The organism is Weissella confusa (assembly GCA_041871065.1).
Classification (GTDB): Bacteria; Bacillota; Bacilli; order Lactobacillales; family Lactobacillaceae; genus Weissella; species Weissella confusa_A.
Genome location: CP168942.1, coordinates 1,172,980 through 1,193,166, shown reverse-complemented (window position 1 = coordinate 1,193,166; position 20,187 = coordinate 1,172,980). Strand labels below are relative to the sequence as shown.

Below are 20,187 nucleotides of genomic sequence, written 5' to 3'. Positions count from 1 at the left end.
AACTGAATGGTTGAAGTAGGAAACATTCAAGAGCTCAGCCTAGAAGCGGTGATGGGTGACCGATTTGGTCGTTATTCAAAGTACATCATTCAAGAACGTGCTTTGCCAGACATCCGTGACGGTTTGAAGCCCGTACAACGTCGTATTTTGTATGCGATGAACAAAGATGGTAATACCTATGACAAGCAATTCCGTAAGTCAGCTAAGTCTGTCGGAAACGTCATGGGTAATTTCCACCCGCACGGTGACTCATCAATTTATGAGGCACTTGTGCGTATGTCACAAGATTGGAAGTTGCGTGCACCACTGATTGAAATGCACGGAAACAATGGTTCAATCGATAATGATCCGCCTGCTGCAATGCGTTATACCGAGGCACGTTTGTCAAAGTTGGCTGGAGAAATGCTCCGCGATTTGGATAAAGAGACCGTTGAAATGGTTCTTAACTTCGATGACACGGAGTATGAGCCAACGGTTCTACCGGCTCACTTCCCAAATCTATTGGTGAACGGGGCAACTGGTATTTCAGCCGGTTATGCGACGGATATTCCACCGCACAACTTGGGTGAAGTAATTGATGCGTTGGTTTACTTGCTAGCGCACCCTAAGGCGTCTTTGGATGATTTGATGCAATTCGTTGTGGGACCTGATTTCCCAACGGGTGGTATTATCCAAGGTGCCGATGGTATCCGTTCAGCTTATGAAAACGGTCGTGGTCGCATTATTGTGCGTTCAAAGACTGAGATTAAGCCATTGAAGGGTGGTAAGTCTCAAATTGAGGTTTCAGAGATTCCATACGAAGTGAACAAGGCAGCCTTGGTTAAGAAGATTGATGAAATCCGCCTAAACAAGGACGTTGCCGGCATTACTGAAGTGCGTGATGAATCTGACCGTGAAGGATTATCAATTGCTATCGAATTGAACAAGGACGCCAATGCCGAGGGTATTTTGGCCTACTTGTTCAAGAAGACAGACTTGCAAGTGACGTACAACTTCAACATGGTTGCCATTCACAACCAGCGCCCTGAACGTGTTGGCTTGAAGACAGCGTTGCAAGCCTTCTTGGCACACCAAGTTGAAATTATTACGAAGCGTACGCAATTTGATTTGAAGAAGGCCCAAGCTCGCCAGCACATCGTGACTGGTTTGATTAAGGCCCTTTCAATCCTGGATGAAGTGATTGCCACAATCCGCGGTTCTAAGGATCGTAAGGATGCTAAGCAAAACTTGATTGATAGCTATGACTTCACGGAGCCGCAAGCTGAAGCTATCGTGATGTTGCAATTGTACCGTTTGACGAATACCGACGTGACGCAATTGCAAGCTGAGTTTGAAGACTTGGCGCAAAAGATTGCGAACTATAACGAAATTTTGTCAGACCCTAAGGCGTTGCGTAAGGTCTTGAAGGCTGAACTACAAGCCATCAAGAAGGAATACAACACGCCACGTCGTACGTCAATCGAAGCCGAAGTGCAAGAGTTGAAGATTGACCAAACTGTGACGGTTGCTGACGAAGATGTTGTGATGCTTGTGTCACGTGCTGGTTACGTTAAGCGTGCTTCAGTACGTTCTTACACGGCATCCGGTGACGAGAATGGCCTACGTGATGATGATGAACCAGTCTTTGTTGAAAAGGTGAATACGCTACAACACGCGTTTATCTTCACAAACAAGGGTAATGTGATTTATCGTCCGGTCCACGAATTGCCTGAGTTTAAGTGGAAGGATGCCGGCGAACACTTGTCACAAACCATTACTGGCTTGGCCAATGATGAAGTTGTGATCGATGTGCGTATCATGGCATCTGTCGATGATATGGCTGGTGAATGGGTAGTGGCAACTAGTGACGGCTTGATTAAGCGCACGCCGTTTGCTGATTTGGCGCCACGTAGTACCTACAAGAAGAAGGCAACCATGTTAATCAAGCTTAAGAGCGATGATGCAACGATTGTCGGCTTGGAATTGATTGATGACAAGAAGCTAGTTGGAAAGTCAGTCGTGCTAGCTTCAGAAAATGCGATGGGACTTCGTTATTCACTTGATGAAGTGCCAACAACTGGTAACCGAACGGCTGGTGTTAAGGCGATGAACCTTGAAGTTGGTGACCGCGTCGTTAAGATGGCTGTTGCAACTGATAAGCAAGCGATTGCGGTTGTCTCAAACCGTGGGGCTTTCAAGTGGATGCCAGTTACTGAAATTTCAGCAACGAGTCGCGGACGTAAGGGTGTCGCGATTATGCGTGAGCTGAAGAAGGATCCACATCGTATCGCAGCGATGATGGTCGTTGATGCACATGAGCCAACACCATTAACGGTGATGACGGATCGCGACAAGCAATTCGACATTTCACCAAAGGATCACCCAATGGGTCAACGTTACAGCAATGGTAGCTTTATCATTGACGTCGAAGCGGCTGGTACACCAGTTCGCATGCATGCCTACGTGCAACCATTGGTTTTGAATTAAAAACGTTAAACACACCGTTAGCACTGCGCTGATGGTGTGTTTTTGCATCCAAAGCGATACTTTTTCACCAATTTACGTGCCTACACCATAAAAATGTTGTATAGTTAATACATTGAAATAACAAAAAGAAATTGGAGATTTATCTGATGGCTAAGATGTTGGTTTTCGGACACCAAAACCCTGACACAGACACGATTGCTTCAGCATTCGCTGCGTCATACTTGTTGAACAAGGCATACAACCAAGACACTGAAGCAGTGGCTTTGGGTACGCCTAACGCAGAAACGCAATTCGCATTGAACTACTTTAAGGTTGACGCACCTCGCGTAATCGAGTCAGCTGACACTGAAGAAGTAGTTTTGGTTGACCACAACGAGGCCGCACAATCAGTTGCTAACATTGCTGACGTAACTGTTTACGGTGTATACGATCACCACAAGATTAACTTCTCATCTGCTGCACCTTTGTACTTCATCAACAAGCCTTGGGGTTCTGTAGCAACTGTTTTGTACTACGAATTCCAAACGCTTAACGTTGAAATTCCTGCAGAAATCGCTGGTATGATGGCATCAGCTATCATCTCTGACACGTTGTTGTTGAAGAGCCCAACGACGACGCCAATGGACAAGCCCGCTTTGGAAGCTTTGGCTAAGATTGCTGGTTTGGAAGACTACGAAGCATACGGTTTGGAAATGTTGAAGGCCGGTACTGACTTGTCATCACGTTCAGCTAAGGAATTGATTGACGGCGACGCTAAGTCATTCGAATTGAATGGTTCAACGGTTCGCATCGGTCAAGTTAACACGGTTGACGTTGAAGATGTCTTCTCACGCCGTGATGAAGTGGTTGCAGCCATGGAAGCTGAATTGGCTGAAGAAGGTTACAACACATTTGTCTTTGTTGTTACGAACATCTTGGACTCAGATTCAGATATCTTGGTCTTGGGTGACAACTTGGATAAGGTTGAAGCAGCCTTTGACGTGAAGTTGGCTGATGGTCGTGCTTCATTGCCAGGTGTTGTGTCACGTAAGAAGCAAGTGGTTCCACCACTTACTGACGCGTTCAACGCATAATTAAATACAAACAGAAAAGACGAGCAAGAGTTTTATTTCTTGCTCGTCCTTTTTAGTTGCTGTAGAAAAAGTTATAAACGTTTTGGACGCTGTTTTCATCCCCGACAAAGTAAAGCGTATCACCTTGATGGATTTTGGCATACGGACCAGGTGAGATGACCAGCTTGTCCTCATGCGAAATGCCAACCAAAGTTGTGCCAGTTTGATGCCAAAAATTCAGTTCACTCAATGATTTTTCAAATAACGTGGATGGCTCTGTTAATGCCAACTCAAACGGCGTCAATGGGTTATGTTGTTGGTAGTGTTGTGATTGATCCACAAACCGGTGTAAATCCTTACTCAAAGCATCTAAACCGGCCTGCTGGGCCTTAATTTGCTCTGTGAGCGATAGTTGAAGGTCTTGTAGCCCATTGACCTCTGTTTCGCTCTCAACGAATTTCTGGGCCTTCTGACGAGATAGGACCTTAGCGCCACTGCCATGGGTGGTTTCCACGATGCCTAAGTCACCGAGTACACTAATCGCGCGACGGGCAGTTTCTGATGATACGCCAAATGTCGTTGCTAAGGTTGAGCGGGCGTGAATTTTATCGCCGACCTTGAGTTGGTTAGCGCTAATTTGCTCAGCGATGCGTAATGCAATGACACGATAGCGAGGCTGCTTTAGTCCGGCCATAATATCCCTCCAAATTTAGAATACATAATTAAGATAAGCATATCATATTCGCTGATAATGCGTTGATAAGAAACAATCAATTATTAATTGGTAGACCTACTTGTAAGCCTATCAAATTGGGGTGTGTCCCGTTTTCGGTACACGTTGGTCTACATAAATAAATTTGACGCAAGTGACAACTTCATGTTTACAATAGGGTTGTCACTTATCGAAAGTGAGAGAAATTCGATCAAGTAGGAGGAATATGAAGATATGGCTAAGGTGGAAATTGAACATCTTACCAAGATTTTTGGGAAACGTGTTAAGCCGGCCTTGCAAATGGTCCAGCAGCAAGCTTCTAAAACAGAAATCTTGAAAAAGACAGGTGCGACAGTTGGTGTCTATGACGCGAACTTGTCCATCGAAGAGGGAGAAATTTTTGTCATCATGGGATTATCAGGATCGGGTAAGTCAACGCTTATTCGATTGTTGAATCGCTTGATTGAGCCCACATCAGGGTCAATCAAAATTGATGGTGAAGATATCTCAACGATGTCCAAGGAACAATTATTGGAAGTCCGTCGCAAGAAAATGAGTATGGTGTTCCAAAGCTTCGGCTTGTTTCCACACCGTACGATTTTAGAAAATACGGAGTACGGTCTTGAGGTACAAGGTGTGCCAAAGGAAGAACGTCGTGAACGAGCTGAGAAGGCACTTGATAATGCCAATTTGTTGGCGTTTAAGGACCAATATCCTAATCAACTTTCAGGTGGGATGCAACAACGTGTTGGGTTGGCCCGTGCGTTGGCAAATAACCCTGAAATCCTGCTAATGGATGAGGCTTTCTCAGCACTTGACCCCTTGATTCGTCGTGATATGCAAGATGAATTGTTGGATTTGCAAGCAAATGCGAGTCAAACGATTATCTTTATTTCCCACGATTTGAATGAGGCCCTCCGTATTGGTGACCGTATTGCCATTATGAAGGATGGACAAATTCAACAAGTCGGTACTGGAGAGGAAATTTTGACTGCGCCGGCTAACGATTATGTTCGTGCGTTTATCGAAGATGTCGACCGTTCAAAGGTGTTAACGGCTGAACGTATTATGATTCCACCAATTACAACGAACATTGATGTTGATGGACCAGCAGTGGCCTTGAAGAAGATGCGTACTGAAGAAGTGAGTGGGTTGGTCGCTGTTGATCGTCGTCGTCATTTCCAAGGATTCATCAGCAGTGAGGACGCCTTGCGTGCTCGTCGTGAAAACATTGGGTTGCGTGACGTCATGACAGAGATGCCAACAGTTGCCCGTGATATGTTGGTGGCTGATATCATGCCATTGATTTATGATGCACCGACGCCACTGGCGGTAGTAGACAATGGCCGTTTGCTTGGCGTTATCATTCGTGGTCGCGTCCTAGAAGCGTTGTCTGAAACGGAGGTGCAATAGTTACCGATGAATACAGTATTAATAAGTAAATTACCGATTGCCAACTGGGTCGAAACGGCCGTTAACTGGCTAACGACCACTTTGAGTGGGTTCTTTAATGTCATTCAAGATGGCGGGACCCACTTGATGAACGGTATTACCAATGGTTTAACAGCAATGCCAAGCTGGATGGTCATTATCGGCCTGACGGTGTTTGCGATCCTAGTATGCGGTAAGAAGTGGGGCTTCCCATTGTTTACTTTCCTAGGGTTGCTACTGATTGCCAACCAAAATTTGTGGTCAGATTTGATGAGTACCTTTACATTGGTCTTGGTCTCTAGTCTGGTCTCAATCATTATTGGGGTGCCTTTGGGTATCTGGATGGCCAAGAAGGAAACGGTTGCTAAGATTGTCCAACCGGTTTTGGACTTTATGCAGACGATGCCTGGTTTCGTATATTTGATTCCAGCGGTTGCTTTCTTTGGTATTGGTGTCGTCCCTGGTGTCTTCGCGTCTGTTATCTTTGCGTTGCCACCAACTGTTCGTATGTCGAACTTAGGGATTCGCCAAGTGCCAAAGGATTTGGTTGAGGCGGCAGATTCTTATGGATCAACGCCGAAGCAAAAGTTGTTTAAGCTTGAGCTGCCACTGGCAACCAATACGATCTTGGCCGGTGTAAATCAAACGATTATGTTGGCCTTGTCAATGGTTGTGATTGCCTCAATGATTGGTGCGCCAGGACTTGGTCGTGGTGTCTTGTCAGCGGTGCAAAACGCGGATGTTGGTAAGGGATTTGTGAATGGACTGGCCTTGGTTATCTTGGCCATCATCATTGATCGCTTTACACAAAAATTGAACGTCAAGCCGGCTGATAAGCAACCAACTTCAAAGCACCACTGGAAGATGTGGACAGCGATTGTCGTGGCTGTTGCGATGGTTGGTTCAGGGGTTGTGAATACCTTTGCCAACAGTAAGAAGGCAGAGGACACATTGAACCTTGTTTATGTGCAATGGGACTCAGAAGTTGCTTCAAGTAATGTGTTGGCTGAAGCAATGCGTCAACACGGTTATAGCGTTAACCTGACACCACTTGATAACTCAATCATGTGGCAATCAGTTGCGAATGGACAAGCGGATGCATCAGTGTCGGCTTGGTTACCAAACACGCACGCGGCGCAATACAAAAAGTACAAGTCACAAATTGATATGCTTGGGCCTAACTTGACTGGTGCTAAGACTGGGTTGGTTGTGCCAGCGTATATGGACGTCGATAGCATTAGTGATTTAACCACACAAGCTAATAAAACGGTGACAGGTATCGAACCCGGAGCTGGGGTCACGAACGCTACTGAAAAGGCCATGGCTGATTATGGTTTGACCAACAATGGTTGGAAGTTGACGCCGTCATCATCAGGTGCCATGACTGTGGCACTTGGTAAGGCGATTAAGGATAAGCAAGATATCGTGGTGACTGGTTGGACGCCACACTGGATGTTCCAAAAGTACGACTTGAAGTATTTGGCTGATCCAAAGGGTTCATTTGGAAAATCTGAATCAATCAATACGTTCACGCGTAAGGGACTTAAGGAAGATAAACCCAAGGCCTACCGTGTGTTGGATAAGTTTAAGTGGGATGAGCAAGACATGGAATCAGTCATGTTAGCTATCCAAAACGGCAAGTCACCGCAGGCAGCAGCCAAGGAATGGATTGCTGATCACCAAAAGCAGGTTGATAGCTGGTTTAAGTAAATAGCGTCGATAAGAGCGTCCGAGAGAAATCTCGGGCGTTTTTTAATTTTGTTTTTGAAAAAGGTTTGATTATTTTGTGAAGTTTGTTACTATTAGTTTGTGCAATACCTAATTATCGGACAATAATAAACCGTAATTAGAAACATGTGGGTGTTTCTAAAGCGCAACAAAGGGGTCGCGACCTATTGTGAAGTTGTTGTTTAATGACTGGTTTGCAAATGCACAAGGGAAAGCAAAATAAGGGGAATCGTAACATGAAAATTGCAATTATTGGTAGTACACACGCTGGCACGTTCTCAGCCACACAAATCAAGAAGCTGCACCCAGATGCCGACATCACGGTCTACGAACAACATACGACAGTTTCGTTTTTGTCATGCGGTATCGCGCTATGGCTAGGAAACCACGTGTCAGACGAACAACGTATGTTTTATGAATCGCCAGAATCGATGACGGAACAAGGCATTACGATGAAGATGCAACACCAAGTGGTCGAAGCGAATTTGAATGTTAAGCAAATTCGTGCGAAGAACTTACTGACGGATGAAATCACAACTGAAACGTTTGACAAGATTGTGATTACAACTGGGTCTAAGCCGTTGGTTCCAAATATTCCAGGCATCCATAGTAATCGTGTTTACTTCGCTAAGTCATGGGAAGATGCTAACCGTATTAAAAATGTTGCGGACGGCTTGAAGCGTGTTGTGGTGATTGGTGCTGGATATATCGGTGCTGAAATTGCAGAACAATTTTCAGTGACGGGTAAGGAAGTCACGCTGGTTGATGGTTTGGATCGTGTCTTGCCGAAAAACTTTAGTCCGGTGATGACCGATCGTCTAGAGGCGGCATTTGTTGCACACGACGTAACCTTAGCATTAGGCCAGCGCGTAGCAGCCTTTGAAGATTTGCCAGACGGTGGTATTCGTGTCGTGACTGACAAGGGGGCCTACGAAGCAGATATCGCTGTGCTTGGCATTGGGTTCTTACCAAATACGGATTTGTTCCAAGGACAAGTTGAGATGTTACCAAACGGAGCGATTAAGACCAACAAATATATGGAAACAAGCGTGCCTGATGTTTACGCCGCTGGGGATGCTACCACGGTCTTTTATAATCCAACTGAGGCAGTGGATTACATTCCATTGGCAACGAATGCCATTCGACAAGGCATGTTAGTTGCGCGTAATATTGATGGCCATCACTTGGCGTACAAAGGCACACAAGGCACGTCAGCAGTTGAACTTTACGGCTTTGCAATGGCAGGTACGGGTTTGAATAAAGCGAGTGCCGAAGCCCGTGGGATTGATGTTGAAGAAACGGTGTATGAGGAAGATTACCGTCCTGACTTTATGCTTTCAACGACCAAGGTCTTATCAACATTGACCTGGGATAAAACGACGCGCCGCGTGCTAGGAGCAGCCTTTATGTCAGAGCATGATATTTCACAGGCAGCCAACGTTGTGTCATTAGCCATTCAAAACAAAATGACAATTGATGACCTAGCGATGGCCGATTTCTTCTTCCAACCTAACTTTACGCAACCGGTTAATTTCGTTGGTGCGACAGCACTGAAGGCCGTGAACGAAAATTAATTCTAAAAAAGCGTTGACATTAAAATGAGAAAACGCTAATATAATGCTCATAAAGAAAAAACGACAGTTAAAAACAAAGTGATCAGGAAAGTAATGATTGATTCAAAGCCTAGAGAGTATCGGGTCGGTGTGACGGTACGTGCGAATTGATGATGAAAATGGCCTGTGATTGGGTGGCATGAGCAGCAAGTCTGTAAATACCACACGGATTGGTCTCCGTTACCAGACACGCGTATCGACACAGCATCATCTCGCTCCCTGTCTGCACGTTGTAAGTTCATGTCGGGTGACTGGCATGATGAAGGTAGAATGGTATCACGGTAAGTCCGTTTCTATATCGAGCCCTAATTTTGGGGCGACGTATAGGAATGGGCTTTTTTGTTTTTAGCTACGGTTTATGGAGGATATGAAAATGGGACTTTCAAAGAAGCAGGTTGTATTGGGAACGGTTGTTGCAGTGGCGGGTTTGGCAGTATTTGCTAGTCAACCACATGCTGTGTCAGCGGCCTCAAAGGACAAGACGGTAACGGTTGGATTGGTGGGTGACTCTGACCGTCAATTGTGGGAGTACGTTAAGAAGGATGCTGCTAAGAAGTATGGCATCGATATTAAGCTTAAGTTGTTTACGGATTACATCAAGCCAAACCAAGCGTTGGTCGACAAGTCAATTGATTTGAACGCCTTCCAAACGATTAATTACTTCGACGTTCAGAACAAAAATTTCAAGGGCAAGTTGGTCAGCGTTGGTAAGACCTACGTGACACCAATTCGCATCTATTCTGACAATCACAAGAAGTTGGCCGATTTGCCTAAGGGCGGTACGATTGTTGTGCCAAATGATCCGTCAAACGAAAAGCGCGCGTTGGATGTGCTGGAAGCTGCCGGCTTGATTAAGTACAACCATGATGTGAAGTTGCCAAGTGCACAGGATATTACTGAGAACAAGAAGGATTTCAAAATTAAGGAAGTGGCATCTGATCAAGCAGCTTCAGCTTTGAAGAGTGCTGACGCGGCGGTTGTTAACACCAACTATGCTTTGGATGCCAAGTTGGACATCGATAAGGCGTTGTACGTCGAGCCAGTTAACAAGGCCAACAAGGGCTACATCAACATTATTGCGGCACGCAAGGGAACGCAAAACAAGAAGATTTACAAGCAAGTGGTTAAGGCTTACCAAACGGAATCAACAAAGAAGCACATGAAGCAACTATACGGTTCAGCTGAAATTGCAGCTTGGAATATTAAGTTGAAGTAATCAATCGACATTAGGGGGAAGTCATAATGGCAGAACAAACAGCAATTTTTGCAGGGGGATGTTTTTGGTGCATGGTACAGCCGTTTGAAACCTTACCAGGTATCAAGCTAGTCCGCTCAGGATATACGGGTGGGTTTAAAGCTAATCCAACGTATGAAGAAGTTAAAGCTCATGAAACCGGACATACTGAAGCTGTCAAAATCTGGTTTGATGATGAAATTGTGTCATACGAAGATCTGGTCACACTTTATTGGCAGACGGCTGATCCAACAGACGCAATGGGGCAATTCCAAGACCGGGGTGATAACTATCGCCCAGTTATTTTTGTGAATTCAGATGAACAACGGGCAATTGCTGAGGCATCAAAAGAACAATTACAAGCGTCGGGAATCTTTGGGGAGTCACCGATTGTGACGACGATTGAAGACGCAACGACATTCTGGGAGGCCGAAGAGTATCACCAGGAGTTTTACAAGAAGCATGCGGACGTGTATGCCGAAGAAAAGCAAGCACGAGATGCGTACAAAGAATCTTATTGGGGTGTTAAGTAACAAACGTGGCCAGGACCGAATTGGTTCTGGCTTTTTGTATGCGTAAAAATCGACCATTTTGTGACCGTGCCCCTATTTTGGCTGACGAGGTGTATTAATTTTTGTATACTAATTAATGACAAAAAGAAAGAGAGATGGCAAAAAGATGCATTACACATTTTTTGTCAATCCGGCAGCACGTTCGGGAAAATCCATGGTTGTCTGGGGAGAGGTTGAGCAATTCTTAAAAAACACTGGGGTGGATTTTGATAGTCGACTATCAACTGCACCAGGGGAATTGCGTAAGTGGGCATATCAATATGCTAAATATGAAGACGCGTCAGATCGACAATTGGTTGTTGTCGGTGGTGACGGATCACTAAATGAAGTTATCAATGGCTTGCTTGCCTTTGACACGAAAAGAAGTATCCCGCTGGCCTATATTCCCGCGGGTTCAGGAAATGATTTTGCGCGCGCACATGGTATTACTGGTACACCAGTTGAAATGATGCAAGCAATTTTAACGAAAGTTGCAGCTAACGAGCCAAAGTCAATTGACATTGGTGAGTACATGGATGCGGTTAAGCGTGAACGACGTTTCTTCTTGAATAACGTGGGAATTGGGTTTGACGCAACGACGGTTGAAATTGCGAATAACTCACGTATCAAGAATGTTCTTAATAAGTTAAAGCTCGGCAAGGCGACTTACGGTGTGGCTCTGATTGAGGCGCTGTCACGACAAGATCGTTTTCCAGTTGAAATTATTGCGAATGGTCGTAAGTTTTACACGCCACGTGGTTACCTGTTGACGGTATCGAATCACCCGTACTTCGGTGGTGGTGTAAAGATTATGCCAGATGCCGATCCAACTGATGGCAAGATTGATTTAATCATGATTGAGCGTCCACAATTCTTCATTAAGATTTTGTGGTTGCTTGGTCAGTTGGTCCGCGGTCGTCATTATCGTTATTCAGAGGTGCACCGCTTTACGGCGTCATCAATTCGCGTACGCACATCACGCCTAGAATTTGGCCATGCGGATGGGGAAGAGCTTGGGTCACGTGCCTATGATTTGATGGTAACAACCCGTCCATATCCATTCTGGCTATAATATTTTTCTAAAGCATCGGTCTTTGACCGGTGCTTTTTGGTATACTGAGTTTAAATAACCAGTAGAAGCGAGGCACAACATGTATAAGCACCTAATTTTCGACTTGGACGACACATTGCTTGATTTCCGCAAGGGCGAGCAAGTGGGATTGATGAATATTTTTCGGGATCACGGTCTAGAAAACCAAGTTGACGACGCCTTCGCAACGTATCAAACAATCAACCGCGGACTATGGGCGGCATATGAACGTGGTGAAATTAATAAGGATCAAATCCATAACACACGATTCGATAAGCTGTTTGCTGAATTCGACCGTGCAGTAGACGGTATCGCGCTGGAAAAAGAATATCGTCATTATCTAAATGAAAATTATTTTGTGCTAGACGGTGCCGAAGATTTGCTTAAGAATTTGGTGGCTCAAGGCTACAAGTTGATTGCCGGTACGAATGGTGAACAACGCACGCAAGAACTACGTCTAGAACATACCGGATTTGGTCGTTACTTTGACGATGTGTTCATCTCGGATGCTATCGGTCACGCCAAGCCATCAACTGAATTCTTTGATGCTATCTTTGGGCACCGTCAAGATATGGTGCGTGAAGAGTCAATCATGATTGGGGATGGTTTGGCGTCAGATATTCAAGGTGGTAATCGTTATAATTTGGACACGCTTTGGGTAAATCTTCACCAACAAGTAAATGAAACGCCATATCAAGCAACTTATGAAGTAAATGAGTTGCCAACAATTATGCAAATTGTGAGCAAATAAGTAATTACGAACAACATCAACAAAAAATAAGCTGATGCTTTTCTTTTTTGTTGCATATGTAAGTCAAATGTCAGCGGTACACTTAAGTAAAATAAGGGTAGGGGGATATCGTTATGTCAAAGGCGAATGCAGTTGTTATTTATGCATCAAAATATGGAACCACCGAAGCATACGCCAAGGATTTTGCGACGGCGTTAGATTTATCGGTCTGTGATTATCATAAATGTCCGGCACTGGCAGCTGAGCCAGGGATTGAAAAGGTTTATGTGTTTGCGCCGATTTACCGACGTACAGTGGCGGGACTGCCAGAAATTGCGCATGTCTTCGATCCAGATATTATTGAACGGGTCTTCGTTGTGGGAATGACAGATCCAGAAGATAAGGAAACAATTCAATTTTTGGAAGATCAAGTCCATGATTACATGCCACGTGCGAGTGTTTCACTGCTGGGCGGTAAGATCGATATTGATAAGGTCTCAACATCGGATAAAATGTTGCTCAAGGTAATGTACGCTTTTGAAAAGCGCAAGGCCATGGGTGAACGAACGGCAACAGAACAACGATTGGTAGAAATGGTTGAGTCACGCCAAACGGATATGACTGATATGACACCAATTGAACACTTGTTAGAAAACTTGCAAAAGAACTAAAAAAACACCTTCGTAACTGCATTAAGCAAGTTACGAAGGTGTTTTTGTTTTTAGATCAAAATGAACATTGGCAAGATTAGTGGGCGGCGCTTCGTCTTGTCATACAAGAAGCGTTGTAGTTGAGATACAACAGCGTTACGAATGCTGTGCTCACTTGCGTTTGGCTCGCGCATTGCAGTTAAGATTGCGTGGAAGATTTCCTTACGACCTTCATTGATCAATTCTTCAGATTCGCGCATGTAGATGAATCCACGTGACAAGATATCAGGACCAGCCGTGATCTCTTGATTCTTCAAATCGATCGTTGCAACAACGACAACCAAACCATCTTGTGACAACATTTGACGGTCACGCAAAACTGCAGAACCGACATCCCCAATTCCGTTACCGTCAACATACGTATCTTCGGCAGGGAAGTGGTCAGCCAAACGAGCTGAATCAGCCGTCAAAGCAAGAACATCACCGTTATCAAGCACGAATGTGTTGTCCTTAGGAACACCAACATCGTGAGCCAAACCTTCGTGCACCTTCAACATACGGTATTCACCGTGGACAGGCATGAAGTACTTTGGCTTGATCAATGACAACATCAACTTTTGCTCTTCTTGGCCACCGTGACCAGAAGTGTGGATGTTGTTCACCTTACCGTAGATAACGTTAGCGCCAGCTTCTTCAAGTTCGTTAATCACGCGGTTAACAGATTGTGTGTTACCGGGAATTGGTGAACTTGAGAAGATAACTGTGTCATCAGGTTGGATTGAAATTTGCTTGTGCGTACCATTCGCGATACGGGCAAGGGCTGCCATCGGCTCACCTTGAGAACCTGTTGAAAGAATCAACACTTCGTTAGGTGGGAGGCGGTTGATTTCGTGTGCATCAACCAACATCTCTTTTGGAATGTTCAAGTAGCCAAGTGCCAAACCGTTGGTAACGGCACTTTCCATTGAACGGCCGAAGACGGCAATCTTACGACCGTGGGCAAGGGCAGCTTCAGTTGCCATTTGCACACGTGACATGTTTGAGGCGAACGTGGCGAAAATAATACGACCATCGATTTCATCAAACAACTTGTCAATCGTCTTACCAACCCAACGCTCTGACTTTGAGAATTCATCTCGTTCAGCGTTTGTTGAGTCAGACATCAAAAGCAAGACACCTTCAGAACCGATGCGGGCCATCTTTTGTAGGTTAGGTGGCTGCTTAGTCGTTGGTGTCAGGTCGAACTTGAAGTCACCTGTTTCGACGATTGTACCTGAAGGGGTGTGAACAGCCACACCGAACGTATCAGGGATTGAGTGAGTTGTGCGGAAGAACTCAACACTCATGTTGTCAAACTTAAGAACAGTATCTTCATCGATTTCGTGAAGTTCGGTACTGTTTAACAAGCCGTGTTCATCCAACTTGTTCTTAATCAATGCCAAGGCGAGAGGTCCGCCATATACAGGAACGTTAACTGCGTTCAAGAAGAAGTGGATAGCACCGATGTGGTCTTCGTGACCGTGGGTGATAACCAACGCCTTAATCTTGTCGCGGTTTTCCTTTAGGTAGGTATAGTCAGGAATAACATAGTCAATTCCTAGCAATTCGTCTTCAGGGAACTTAACACCAGCATCCACAACGATGATTTCATCGCCATATTGAATACCGTATGTGTTCTTACCAATCTCCCCAAGTCCACCCAATGCGTATACGGCTGTCTCGTCTGGACGTACATCCAGATTCATTACCATAGATTAGAACTCCGTCAACTTAAAGTTAGGGCTTTGTTGCTCGTAAGCCAAAGCCTTTTCTGACAATTGCTCAATCAACTCAACGTTGTAATCCGTGTTTGTTTCAACAGCCAAACGAGCAGCTGGTTGATCAACAGCGTCAATGTAGAGTGATTGCGTGTTTTCACGCTTTGGGTTTTGCTTCATAGTAGGTTGGTAGTAAACCTTAAAAATCATAATCGGTTAATCTCCTTTTTAATTACTGTCTTGTACCGAACAATCTTATATGTAAGTTTATCAGAAATGCGGATTAAATACCATATTCACACCGGATGTATGAGATATGACGTCGATAAGCAACCGGTCGTTTTTTTGCCGTGTTTCGGTTACACTTGAGTTAATGAAACGGAGGTTTGCAGTGATGACAAAAAGCATCTGGCAACGATTAAAAGACAATGTGCGTGGTGTTAAAGGAAAATTCAAACGCGCATATGTGCCAACAACGACGCCTGAAGAAGTTGCTTTGGCCAATAGTTTGAAAGCAACGCTACCAGCCGATTTGGCAACGTATATTTACGTTGGTGGGTTATGGGACGTTAATTTGAATCGCGGTATCGCTGGTTATGTAACGCTGGCTGTAAATGAACCAGCCGAACAGGTCGCGAACCTAACAACAGGCATCTCATCCGCATACGAAGCAGAACTCCAAGCGATGATTGCTGGTTTGTCAGCAGTTGAATTGACTAAGCGCCAGGCTGGTCATTTTGTGCTGGTGACATCTTTAGAGGATTTCGTGCGTAATTACAACGATTTTTCATTAGCCGCGCAATATACGGATTTGCCTGAACGCGCAACGTCAACAGATCGCCTGTACCATGACTTTGTGCTATTGTCAGCGACATTCCGCTCATTGCGCGTGACGTCGCCAGCTCAAAAGGACAGCAAGCAAAGTGACTTCATTGCGCACAAACTATCACGCATCATTACGGCCTACCGTGACTCACGAGGTAAGTAATATGTTGTTTGTATGGATTGGATTGATTGTGTTACTCGGTGTCGTTGCAGTCACGATTTATCGTCGTTACGGACGTCGTTTGACGGAACGCCAAATTATCGCCTCACAACAAGTCGTGAACGCAGCGATGGCGGTTGCCTTGAAGGATTTATCAAATGAACTGTTGATTTTCCCAATGAACCGACCAACTTCGACGTTGGTGGCCAATATTTGGGGACATGAAGTGATGGCATTTGAGTTTGAAATCCCATTTAAGGAGCGCCAAGAAGTCGTGGTCGTTCGACAAGCGTTGAATAACGCCTTGCGAGAATACACAGAAGATCAGAATTTAGTGAGCGCTTCTGACACGGATATGGCATTGGTCGTCACAGATGTGTGGTACGACAACCGTAAGCCAATGCTTCACGTTGATGTGGCCCACGTTATTAATGATGAAACGGCTGCTTACTTGCGCGATTTGCGTAAATTGAACCAACCGGTTTAAGTTTGGTATACTTGTTATTAAGAAACAAAATGGTAGGAGAAGAGCTATGTATTTGATGAAGGATATCGTGCGCGATGGCGATCCCGTTTTGCGCCAACAAGCTGCAAAGGTGACGTTCCCACTTTCAGATGAAGTGAAGGAAGCCACGAAGAACATGATGGAATACCTAATCATCAGCCAAGATGAAGAGGAAAACGAAAAGTACGGTCTTCGCCCAGGTGTTGGACTTGCTGCTCCACAAGTTGGTATTTCACAACAATTTTCATCAATTTTGATTCCTGATGAAGATGTTGATGACTCAGATATTGATGAAGATGCTGAGCCAACGTACTTCTTTAAGGGCACAATCTACAACCCAGTTATTACGCGTCAATCAGTTAAGCAAACAGCTTTGTCAATGGGTGAAGGTTGCTTGTCAGTTGACGAAGACGTACCTGGTTATGTTGAGCGTTCATACCGTATTACGGTTAAGTATCAAGACGAAAATGGCGACTTCCAAGAGTTGAAGTTGGAAGGTTACCCAGCCATCGTTTTCCAACACGAAATCGATCACTTGCACGGGACGCTATACTACGATCACATCAGCAAGACGACACCATGGTCAGAATCTGATGGCACGCGTTACATCGGGTAATCCGAATGGTCAGTGGTGATAAGAATTTTAACTATCCAATGTTGGATGGGTGGACAACAGACGACATCATTAAGGTAAGCGCACTGTACTCGGCTGTTTCTGCAGCATACGAGGGTGGCGTGGATCGTGAAGCGCTTTTAGCAGCTTACAAGGATTTCAAAACAGTTGTGCCAAGTAAAGCTGAAGAGAAGCAACTTGATCGTGAGTTCGGGGTGGAATCAGACTACAGTATCTACCGGACGATCCAGACAGCCCAACAAGCGTCTACTAAGCGCCTTAAAATGGAGGGCTAGCAGTTGAACGAGACACAATTAAAGAAGCTGGATACAGCTGTTCTTGGTTGGCTAGATACTGTCCACGATAATGTTTTGGAGCGTGTCTCTCAACGGATGCAGGTCGAAACAAAGCAAGGACATCGCGATTTAGTGACGAATGTTGACCGAGAAACTGAACAATTCTATGTGGATGCGATTCGACGATTTGATCCACATGCCAAGATTCTTGGTGAAGAAGGGTTTGGGGATGCAGTTAACAGTCTGGACGGCCGTGTTTGGTTTGTTGATCCTATCGATGGCACAATGAATTTTGTGAAGCAACATGCTGAATTTGCAACCATGCTGGCGGTCTATGAAGACGGTAAGCCGGTAATGGCGTGGATTATGGACGTTGTCAATCACGACATTGTACACGGTGGTCCAGAATATGGGGTCTACCACAATGATGAAAAACTAAATCAGCCTGTTAACACGTCGTTAGCAGATGGTTTGGTTATTTTGTCAGGAGCACGCCTCTTATATGAACAATACGGTTTCCCTGAAATTGCGAAGCAAGCAATTGGGTACCGTGTCTATGGTTCTGCAGGTATTTCATACTTACATGTTTTGACTGGTCGAGCAGTTGCTTACGCCAGTGTTATGAAGCCTTGGGACTACGCTGCTGGGACGTTACTTGGTGAAGCATTAGGGTTTAAAGTCGGAAAAATTGACGACCAACCTGTGAATATGTTATTATCAGGAGCAGTTCTAGTGGCAACACAACAAGCATATAACGATATCATGTCAATTGAACGTGACCTATAAGCCGGGCCGCGTGTTCAGCGGCTCGTATTTGTTAGTTGTTACACCGATTAGAGTAATAAAAGTGACGTATAGTCAAGGAGAATAGGATTTTGGCAAAGCGCGAAAACATCCGTAACATTGCAATCATCGCCCACGTCGACCACGGTAAGACGACGTTGGTTAATGAATTGCTTAAGCAATCAGACACGCTTGATATGCGTACTGAACTTGGCGATCGTGCCATGGATACGAACGATCTTGAAAAGGAACGTGGTATCACGATTTTGGCTAAGAACACAGCCGTTAAGGTTGGGGACAAGCAAATCAACATCTTGGACACGCCAGGACACGCGGACTTCGGTGGTGAAGTTGAGCGTATCATGGGTATGGTTGACGGTGTTTTGTTGGTTGTTGATGCCTTTGAAGGTACGATGCCACAAACTCGTTTCGTTTTGAAGAAGGCCTTCGAGCAAAACTTGACGCCAATCGTTGTTGTTAACAAGGTTGACCGTCCAGGTGCTCGTCCTACTGAAGTTGTTGACGAAGTGCTTGATTTGTTTATCGAATTGGGTGCTGACGAAGACCAATTGGAATTCCCAGTTATCTTCGCTTCAGCTATGAACGGAACGTCATCATTGGATGCTGACTTGGCAACGCAAGAGCACACAATGAAGCCAATCTTCGACACTGTATTCGAAACGATTCCAGCGCCAGAAGATAACTCAGACGAGCCTTTGCAATTCCAAGTTTCATTGTTGGATTACAACGACTTCGTTGGACGTATCGGTATCGGGCGTGTCTTCCGTGGTAAGATCAAGGTTGGTGACAACGTTACTGTTATGAAGCTTGATGGTACGACGCAAAACTTCCGTGTTACGAAGTTGTTTGGTTTCATCGGTTTGGACCGTGTTGAAATCAACGAAGCTATTGCTGGTGACTTGATTGCCGTTTCAGGTATGGAAGAAATTTCAGTTGGTGAAACTGTTGTTGAACCATCACACTTGGACGCATTGCCAGTTTTGCGTATTGATGAGCCTACTTTGCAAATGACGTTCCGTACGAACGATTCACCATTTGCTGGTCGCGAAGGTAAGTTCGTGACGGCCCGTCAATTGGAAGATCGTTTGCGCCGCGAATTGCACACTGACGTTTCATTGCGTGTTGATGACACTGATGAAGCTGGTGCATGGTTGGTATCAGGACGTGGTGAGTTGCACTTGTCAATCTTGATCGAAACTTTGCGTCGTGAAGGATTCGAATTGCAAGTTTCACGTCCACAAGTTATCTTCAAGGAAGTTGACGGCGTTGAATCAGAGCCATTCGAAGCTGTTCAAATCGACACGCCTGACGAGTACTCAGGATCAGTTATCGATTCATTGAACCAACGTAAGGGTGAGATGCGTAACATGGAGCCAACTGGTACTGGTACGACTCGCATGGAGTGGTTGGTACCTTCACGTGGATTGATCGGTTACTCAACTGAATTCATGTCATTGACTCGTGGATACGGTATCTACAACCACACGTTTGAGACGTACGCACCAGTTGTTAAGAACTGGAACCCAGGTCGTCGTAACGGTACTTTGGTTTCAATTAACCAAGGTCAAGCAACGACGTACGCTATCATGGGTGTTGAAGATCGTGGAATCATGTTTATTCACCCTGGTGATGACATCTACGAAGGAATGGTTGTTGGTATGAACAGCCGTGACAACGACATCTCAGTTAACGTTACGAAGGCAAAGAACCAAACGAACGTTCGTTCATCAAACAAGGACCAAACTGCCTCAATCAAGACGCCGCGTGATATGACGCTTGAAGAGTCATTGGAGTTCTTGGACGATGATGAGTACGCCGAAGTAACGCCAGAACACGTACGTATCCGTAAGCAAATTTTGGTTACGGCCGAGCGTGAGAAGGCTGCTAAGCGTAAGAAGATTGCTCAACAAGGCTAATCTTTTTAAATTAGACAAATAGAACGCCCTTTAGCATCATGCTGAAGGGCGTTT

At 45.0% G+C, this 20,187-nt stretch carries 19 protein-coding genes; 16 read left to right on the top strand and 3 right to left on the bottom strand.

The window, feature by feature from the left end; genetic code table 11:
* The first annotated feature begins 6 nt into the window (after window positions 1–6).
* Both parC and ACAW68_05555 read left to right on the top strand, forming a co-directional pair.
* Window positions 7–2,466, top strand: coding sequence for a DNA topoisomerase IV subunit A (parC, locus tag ACAW68_05560; GenBank protein XGA14963.1), 2,460 nt, complete (start codon window positions 7–9; stop codon window positions 2,464–2,466).
* A gap of 146 nt (window positions 2,467–2,612) precedes the next feature.
* The gene (locus tag ACAW68_05555; protein ID XGA14962.1) at window positions 2,613–3,539 is read left to right on the top strand and encodes a manganese-dependent inorganic pyrophosphatase; all 927 of its coding nucleotides are present in this window, start codon (window positions 2,613–2,615) and stop codon (window positions 3,537–3,539) included.
* Window positions 3,540–3,591: 52 nt separating this feature from the next.
* Here ACAW68_05555 and ACAW68_05550 read toward each other — a convergent pair whose 3' ends face one another.
* Window positions 3,592–4,212 carry a TrkA C-terminal domain-containing protein gene (locus ACAW68_05550; GenBank protein ID XGA14961.1) on the bottom strand — a complete coding sequence of 207 codons (621 nt, stop codon included), beginning with the start codon at window positions 4,210–4,212 and terminating at the stop codon, window positions 3,592–3,594.
* Window positions 4,213–4,464: 252 nt separating this feature from the next.
* On the opposite strand from ACAW68_05550, the gene ACAW68_05545 reads away from it, so the two are divergent.
* From ACAW68_05545 to ACAW68_05510, 8 genes are all read left to right on the top strand, one after another.
* The gene (locus ACAW68_05545) at window positions 4,465–5,643 is read left to right on the top strand and encodes a glycine betaine/L-proline ABC transporter ATP-binding protein (protein ID XGA14960.1); all 1,179 of its coding nucleotides are present in this window, start codon (window positions 4,465–4,467) and stop codon (window positions 5,641–5,643) included.
* Between the two features lie 6 nt (window positions 5,644–5,649).
* Window positions 5,650–7,371 (top strand): ABC transporter permease/substrate binding protein, encoded by a 1,722-nt coding sequence (locus ACAW68_05540; GenBank protein XGA14959.1) that lies wholly within the window; start codon window positions 5,650–5,652, stop codon window positions 7,369–7,371.
* A gap of 254 nt (window positions 7,372–7,625) precedes the next feature.
* On the top strand, window positions 7,626–8,963 hold the full coding sequence (locus ACAW68_05535; GenBank protein XGA14958.1) for an FAD-dependent oxidoreductase: 1,338 nt from the start codon (window positions 7,626–7,628) through the stop codon (window positions 8,961–8,963).
* Window positions 8,964–9,375: 412 nt separating this feature from the next.
* Window positions 9,376–10,218 carry a MetQ/NlpA family ABC transporter substrate-binding protein gene (locus ACAW68_05530; GenBank protein XGA14957.1) on the top strand — a complete coding sequence of 281 codons (843 nt, stop codon included), beginning with the start codon at window positions 9,376–9,378 and terminating at the stop codon, window positions 10,216–10,218.
* Between the two features lie 26 nt (window positions 10,219–10,244).
* Entirely contained in the window at window positions 10,245–10,769 is a 525-nt protein-coding gene (gene msrA / locus ACAW68_05525) for a peptide-methionine (S)-S-oxide reductase MsrA (protein XGA14956.1), read from the top strand.
* Window positions 10,770–10,884: 115 nt separating this feature from the next.
* Window positions 10,885–11,859, top strand: coding sequence for a diacylglycerol kinase family protein (locus tag ACAW68_05520; GenBank protein ID XGA14955.1), 975 nt, complete (start codon window positions 10,885–10,887; stop codon window positions 11,857–11,859).
* Window positions 11,860–11,938: 79 nt separating this feature from the next.
* Window positions 11,939–12,628 carry a YjjG family noncanonical pyrimidine nucleotidase gene (locus ACAW68_05515; protein XGA14954.1) on the top strand — a complete coding sequence of 230 codons (690 nt, stop codon included), beginning with the start codon at window positions 11,939–11,941 and terminating at the stop codon, window positions 12,626–12,628.
* Between the two features lie 113 nt (window positions 12,629–12,741).
* Window positions 12,742–13,278 (top strand): flavodoxin domain-containing protein, encoded by a 537-nt coding sequence (locus tag ACAW68_05510; GenBank protein XGA14953.1) that lies wholly within the window; start codon window positions 12,742–12,744, stop codon window positions 13,276–13,278.
* Window positions 13,279–13,328: 50 nt separating this feature from the next.
* Here ACAW68_05510 and rnjA read toward each other — a convergent pair whose 3' ends face one another.
* Together rnjA and ACAW68_05500 are read right to left on the bottom strand one after the other, a co-directional pair.
* Window positions 13,329–15,008: a ribonuclease J1 gene (gene rnjA / locus ACAW68_05505; protein XGA14952.1), complete on the bottom strand. Its 1,680-nt coding sequence runs from the start codon at window positions 15,006–15,008 to the stop codon at window positions 13,329–13,331.
* Window positions 15,009–15,011: 3 nt separating this feature from the next.
* Window positions 15,012–15,224: a DNA-directed RNA polymerase subunit epsilon gene (locus ACAW68_05500; GenBank protein ID XGA14951.1), complete on the bottom strand. Its 213-nt coding sequence runs from the start codon at window positions 15,222–15,224 to the stop codon at window positions 15,012–15,014.
* A gap of 184 nt (window positions 15,225–15,408) precedes the next feature.
* Here ACAW68_05500 and ACAW68_05495 point away from each other — a divergent pair, with 184 nt between their 5' ends.
* The 6 genes from ACAW68_05495 to typA all read left to right on the top strand — a co-directional run bounded on the left by ACAW68_05495 (window position 15,409) and on the right by typA (window position 20,133).
* Window positions 15,409–16,002, top strand: a complete 594-nt coding sequence (locus tag ACAW68_05495) for a hypothetical protein (GenBank protein ID XGA14950.1) — start codon at window positions 15,409–15,411, stop codon at window positions 16,000–16,002.
* A gap of 1 nt (window position 16,003) precedes the next feature.
* The gene (locus ACAW68_05490) at window positions 16,004–16,486 is read left to right on the top strand and encodes a hypothetical protein (protein ID XGA14949.1); all 483 of its coding nucleotides are present in this window, start codon (window positions 16,004–16,006) and stop codon (window positions 16,484–16,486) included.
* A 46-nt stretch (window positions 16,487–16,532) separates the two neighbouring features.
* On the top strand, window positions 16,533–17,120 hold the full coding sequence (gene def, locus ACAW68_05485) for a peptide deformylase (GenBank protein ID XGA14948.1): 588 nt from the start codon (window positions 16,533–16,535) through the stop codon (window positions 17,118–17,120).
* Between the two features lie 5 nt (window positions 17,121–17,125).
* The gene (locus ACAW68_05480; protein XGA14947.1) at window positions 17,126–17,413 is read left to right on the top strand and encodes a UPF0223 family protein; all 288 of its coding nucleotides are present in this window, start codon (window positions 17,126–17,128) and stop codon (window positions 17,411–17,413) included.
* Between the two features lie 3 nt (window positions 17,414–17,416).
* Window positions 17,417–18,199: an inositol monophosphatase family protein gene (locus ACAW68_05475; protein ID XGA14946.1), complete on the top strand. Its 783-nt coding sequence runs from the start codon at window positions 17,417–17,419 to the stop codon at window positions 18,197–18,199.
* Between the two features lie 89 nt (window positions 18,200–18,288).
* Complete coding sequence (gene typA / locus ACAW68_05470) at window positions 18,289–20,133, top strand: translational GTPase TypA (GenBank protein XGA14945.1); 1,845 nt, start codon at window positions 18,289–18,291, stop codon at window positions 20,131–20,133.
* Window positions 20,134–20,187: the final 54 nt, after the last annotated feature.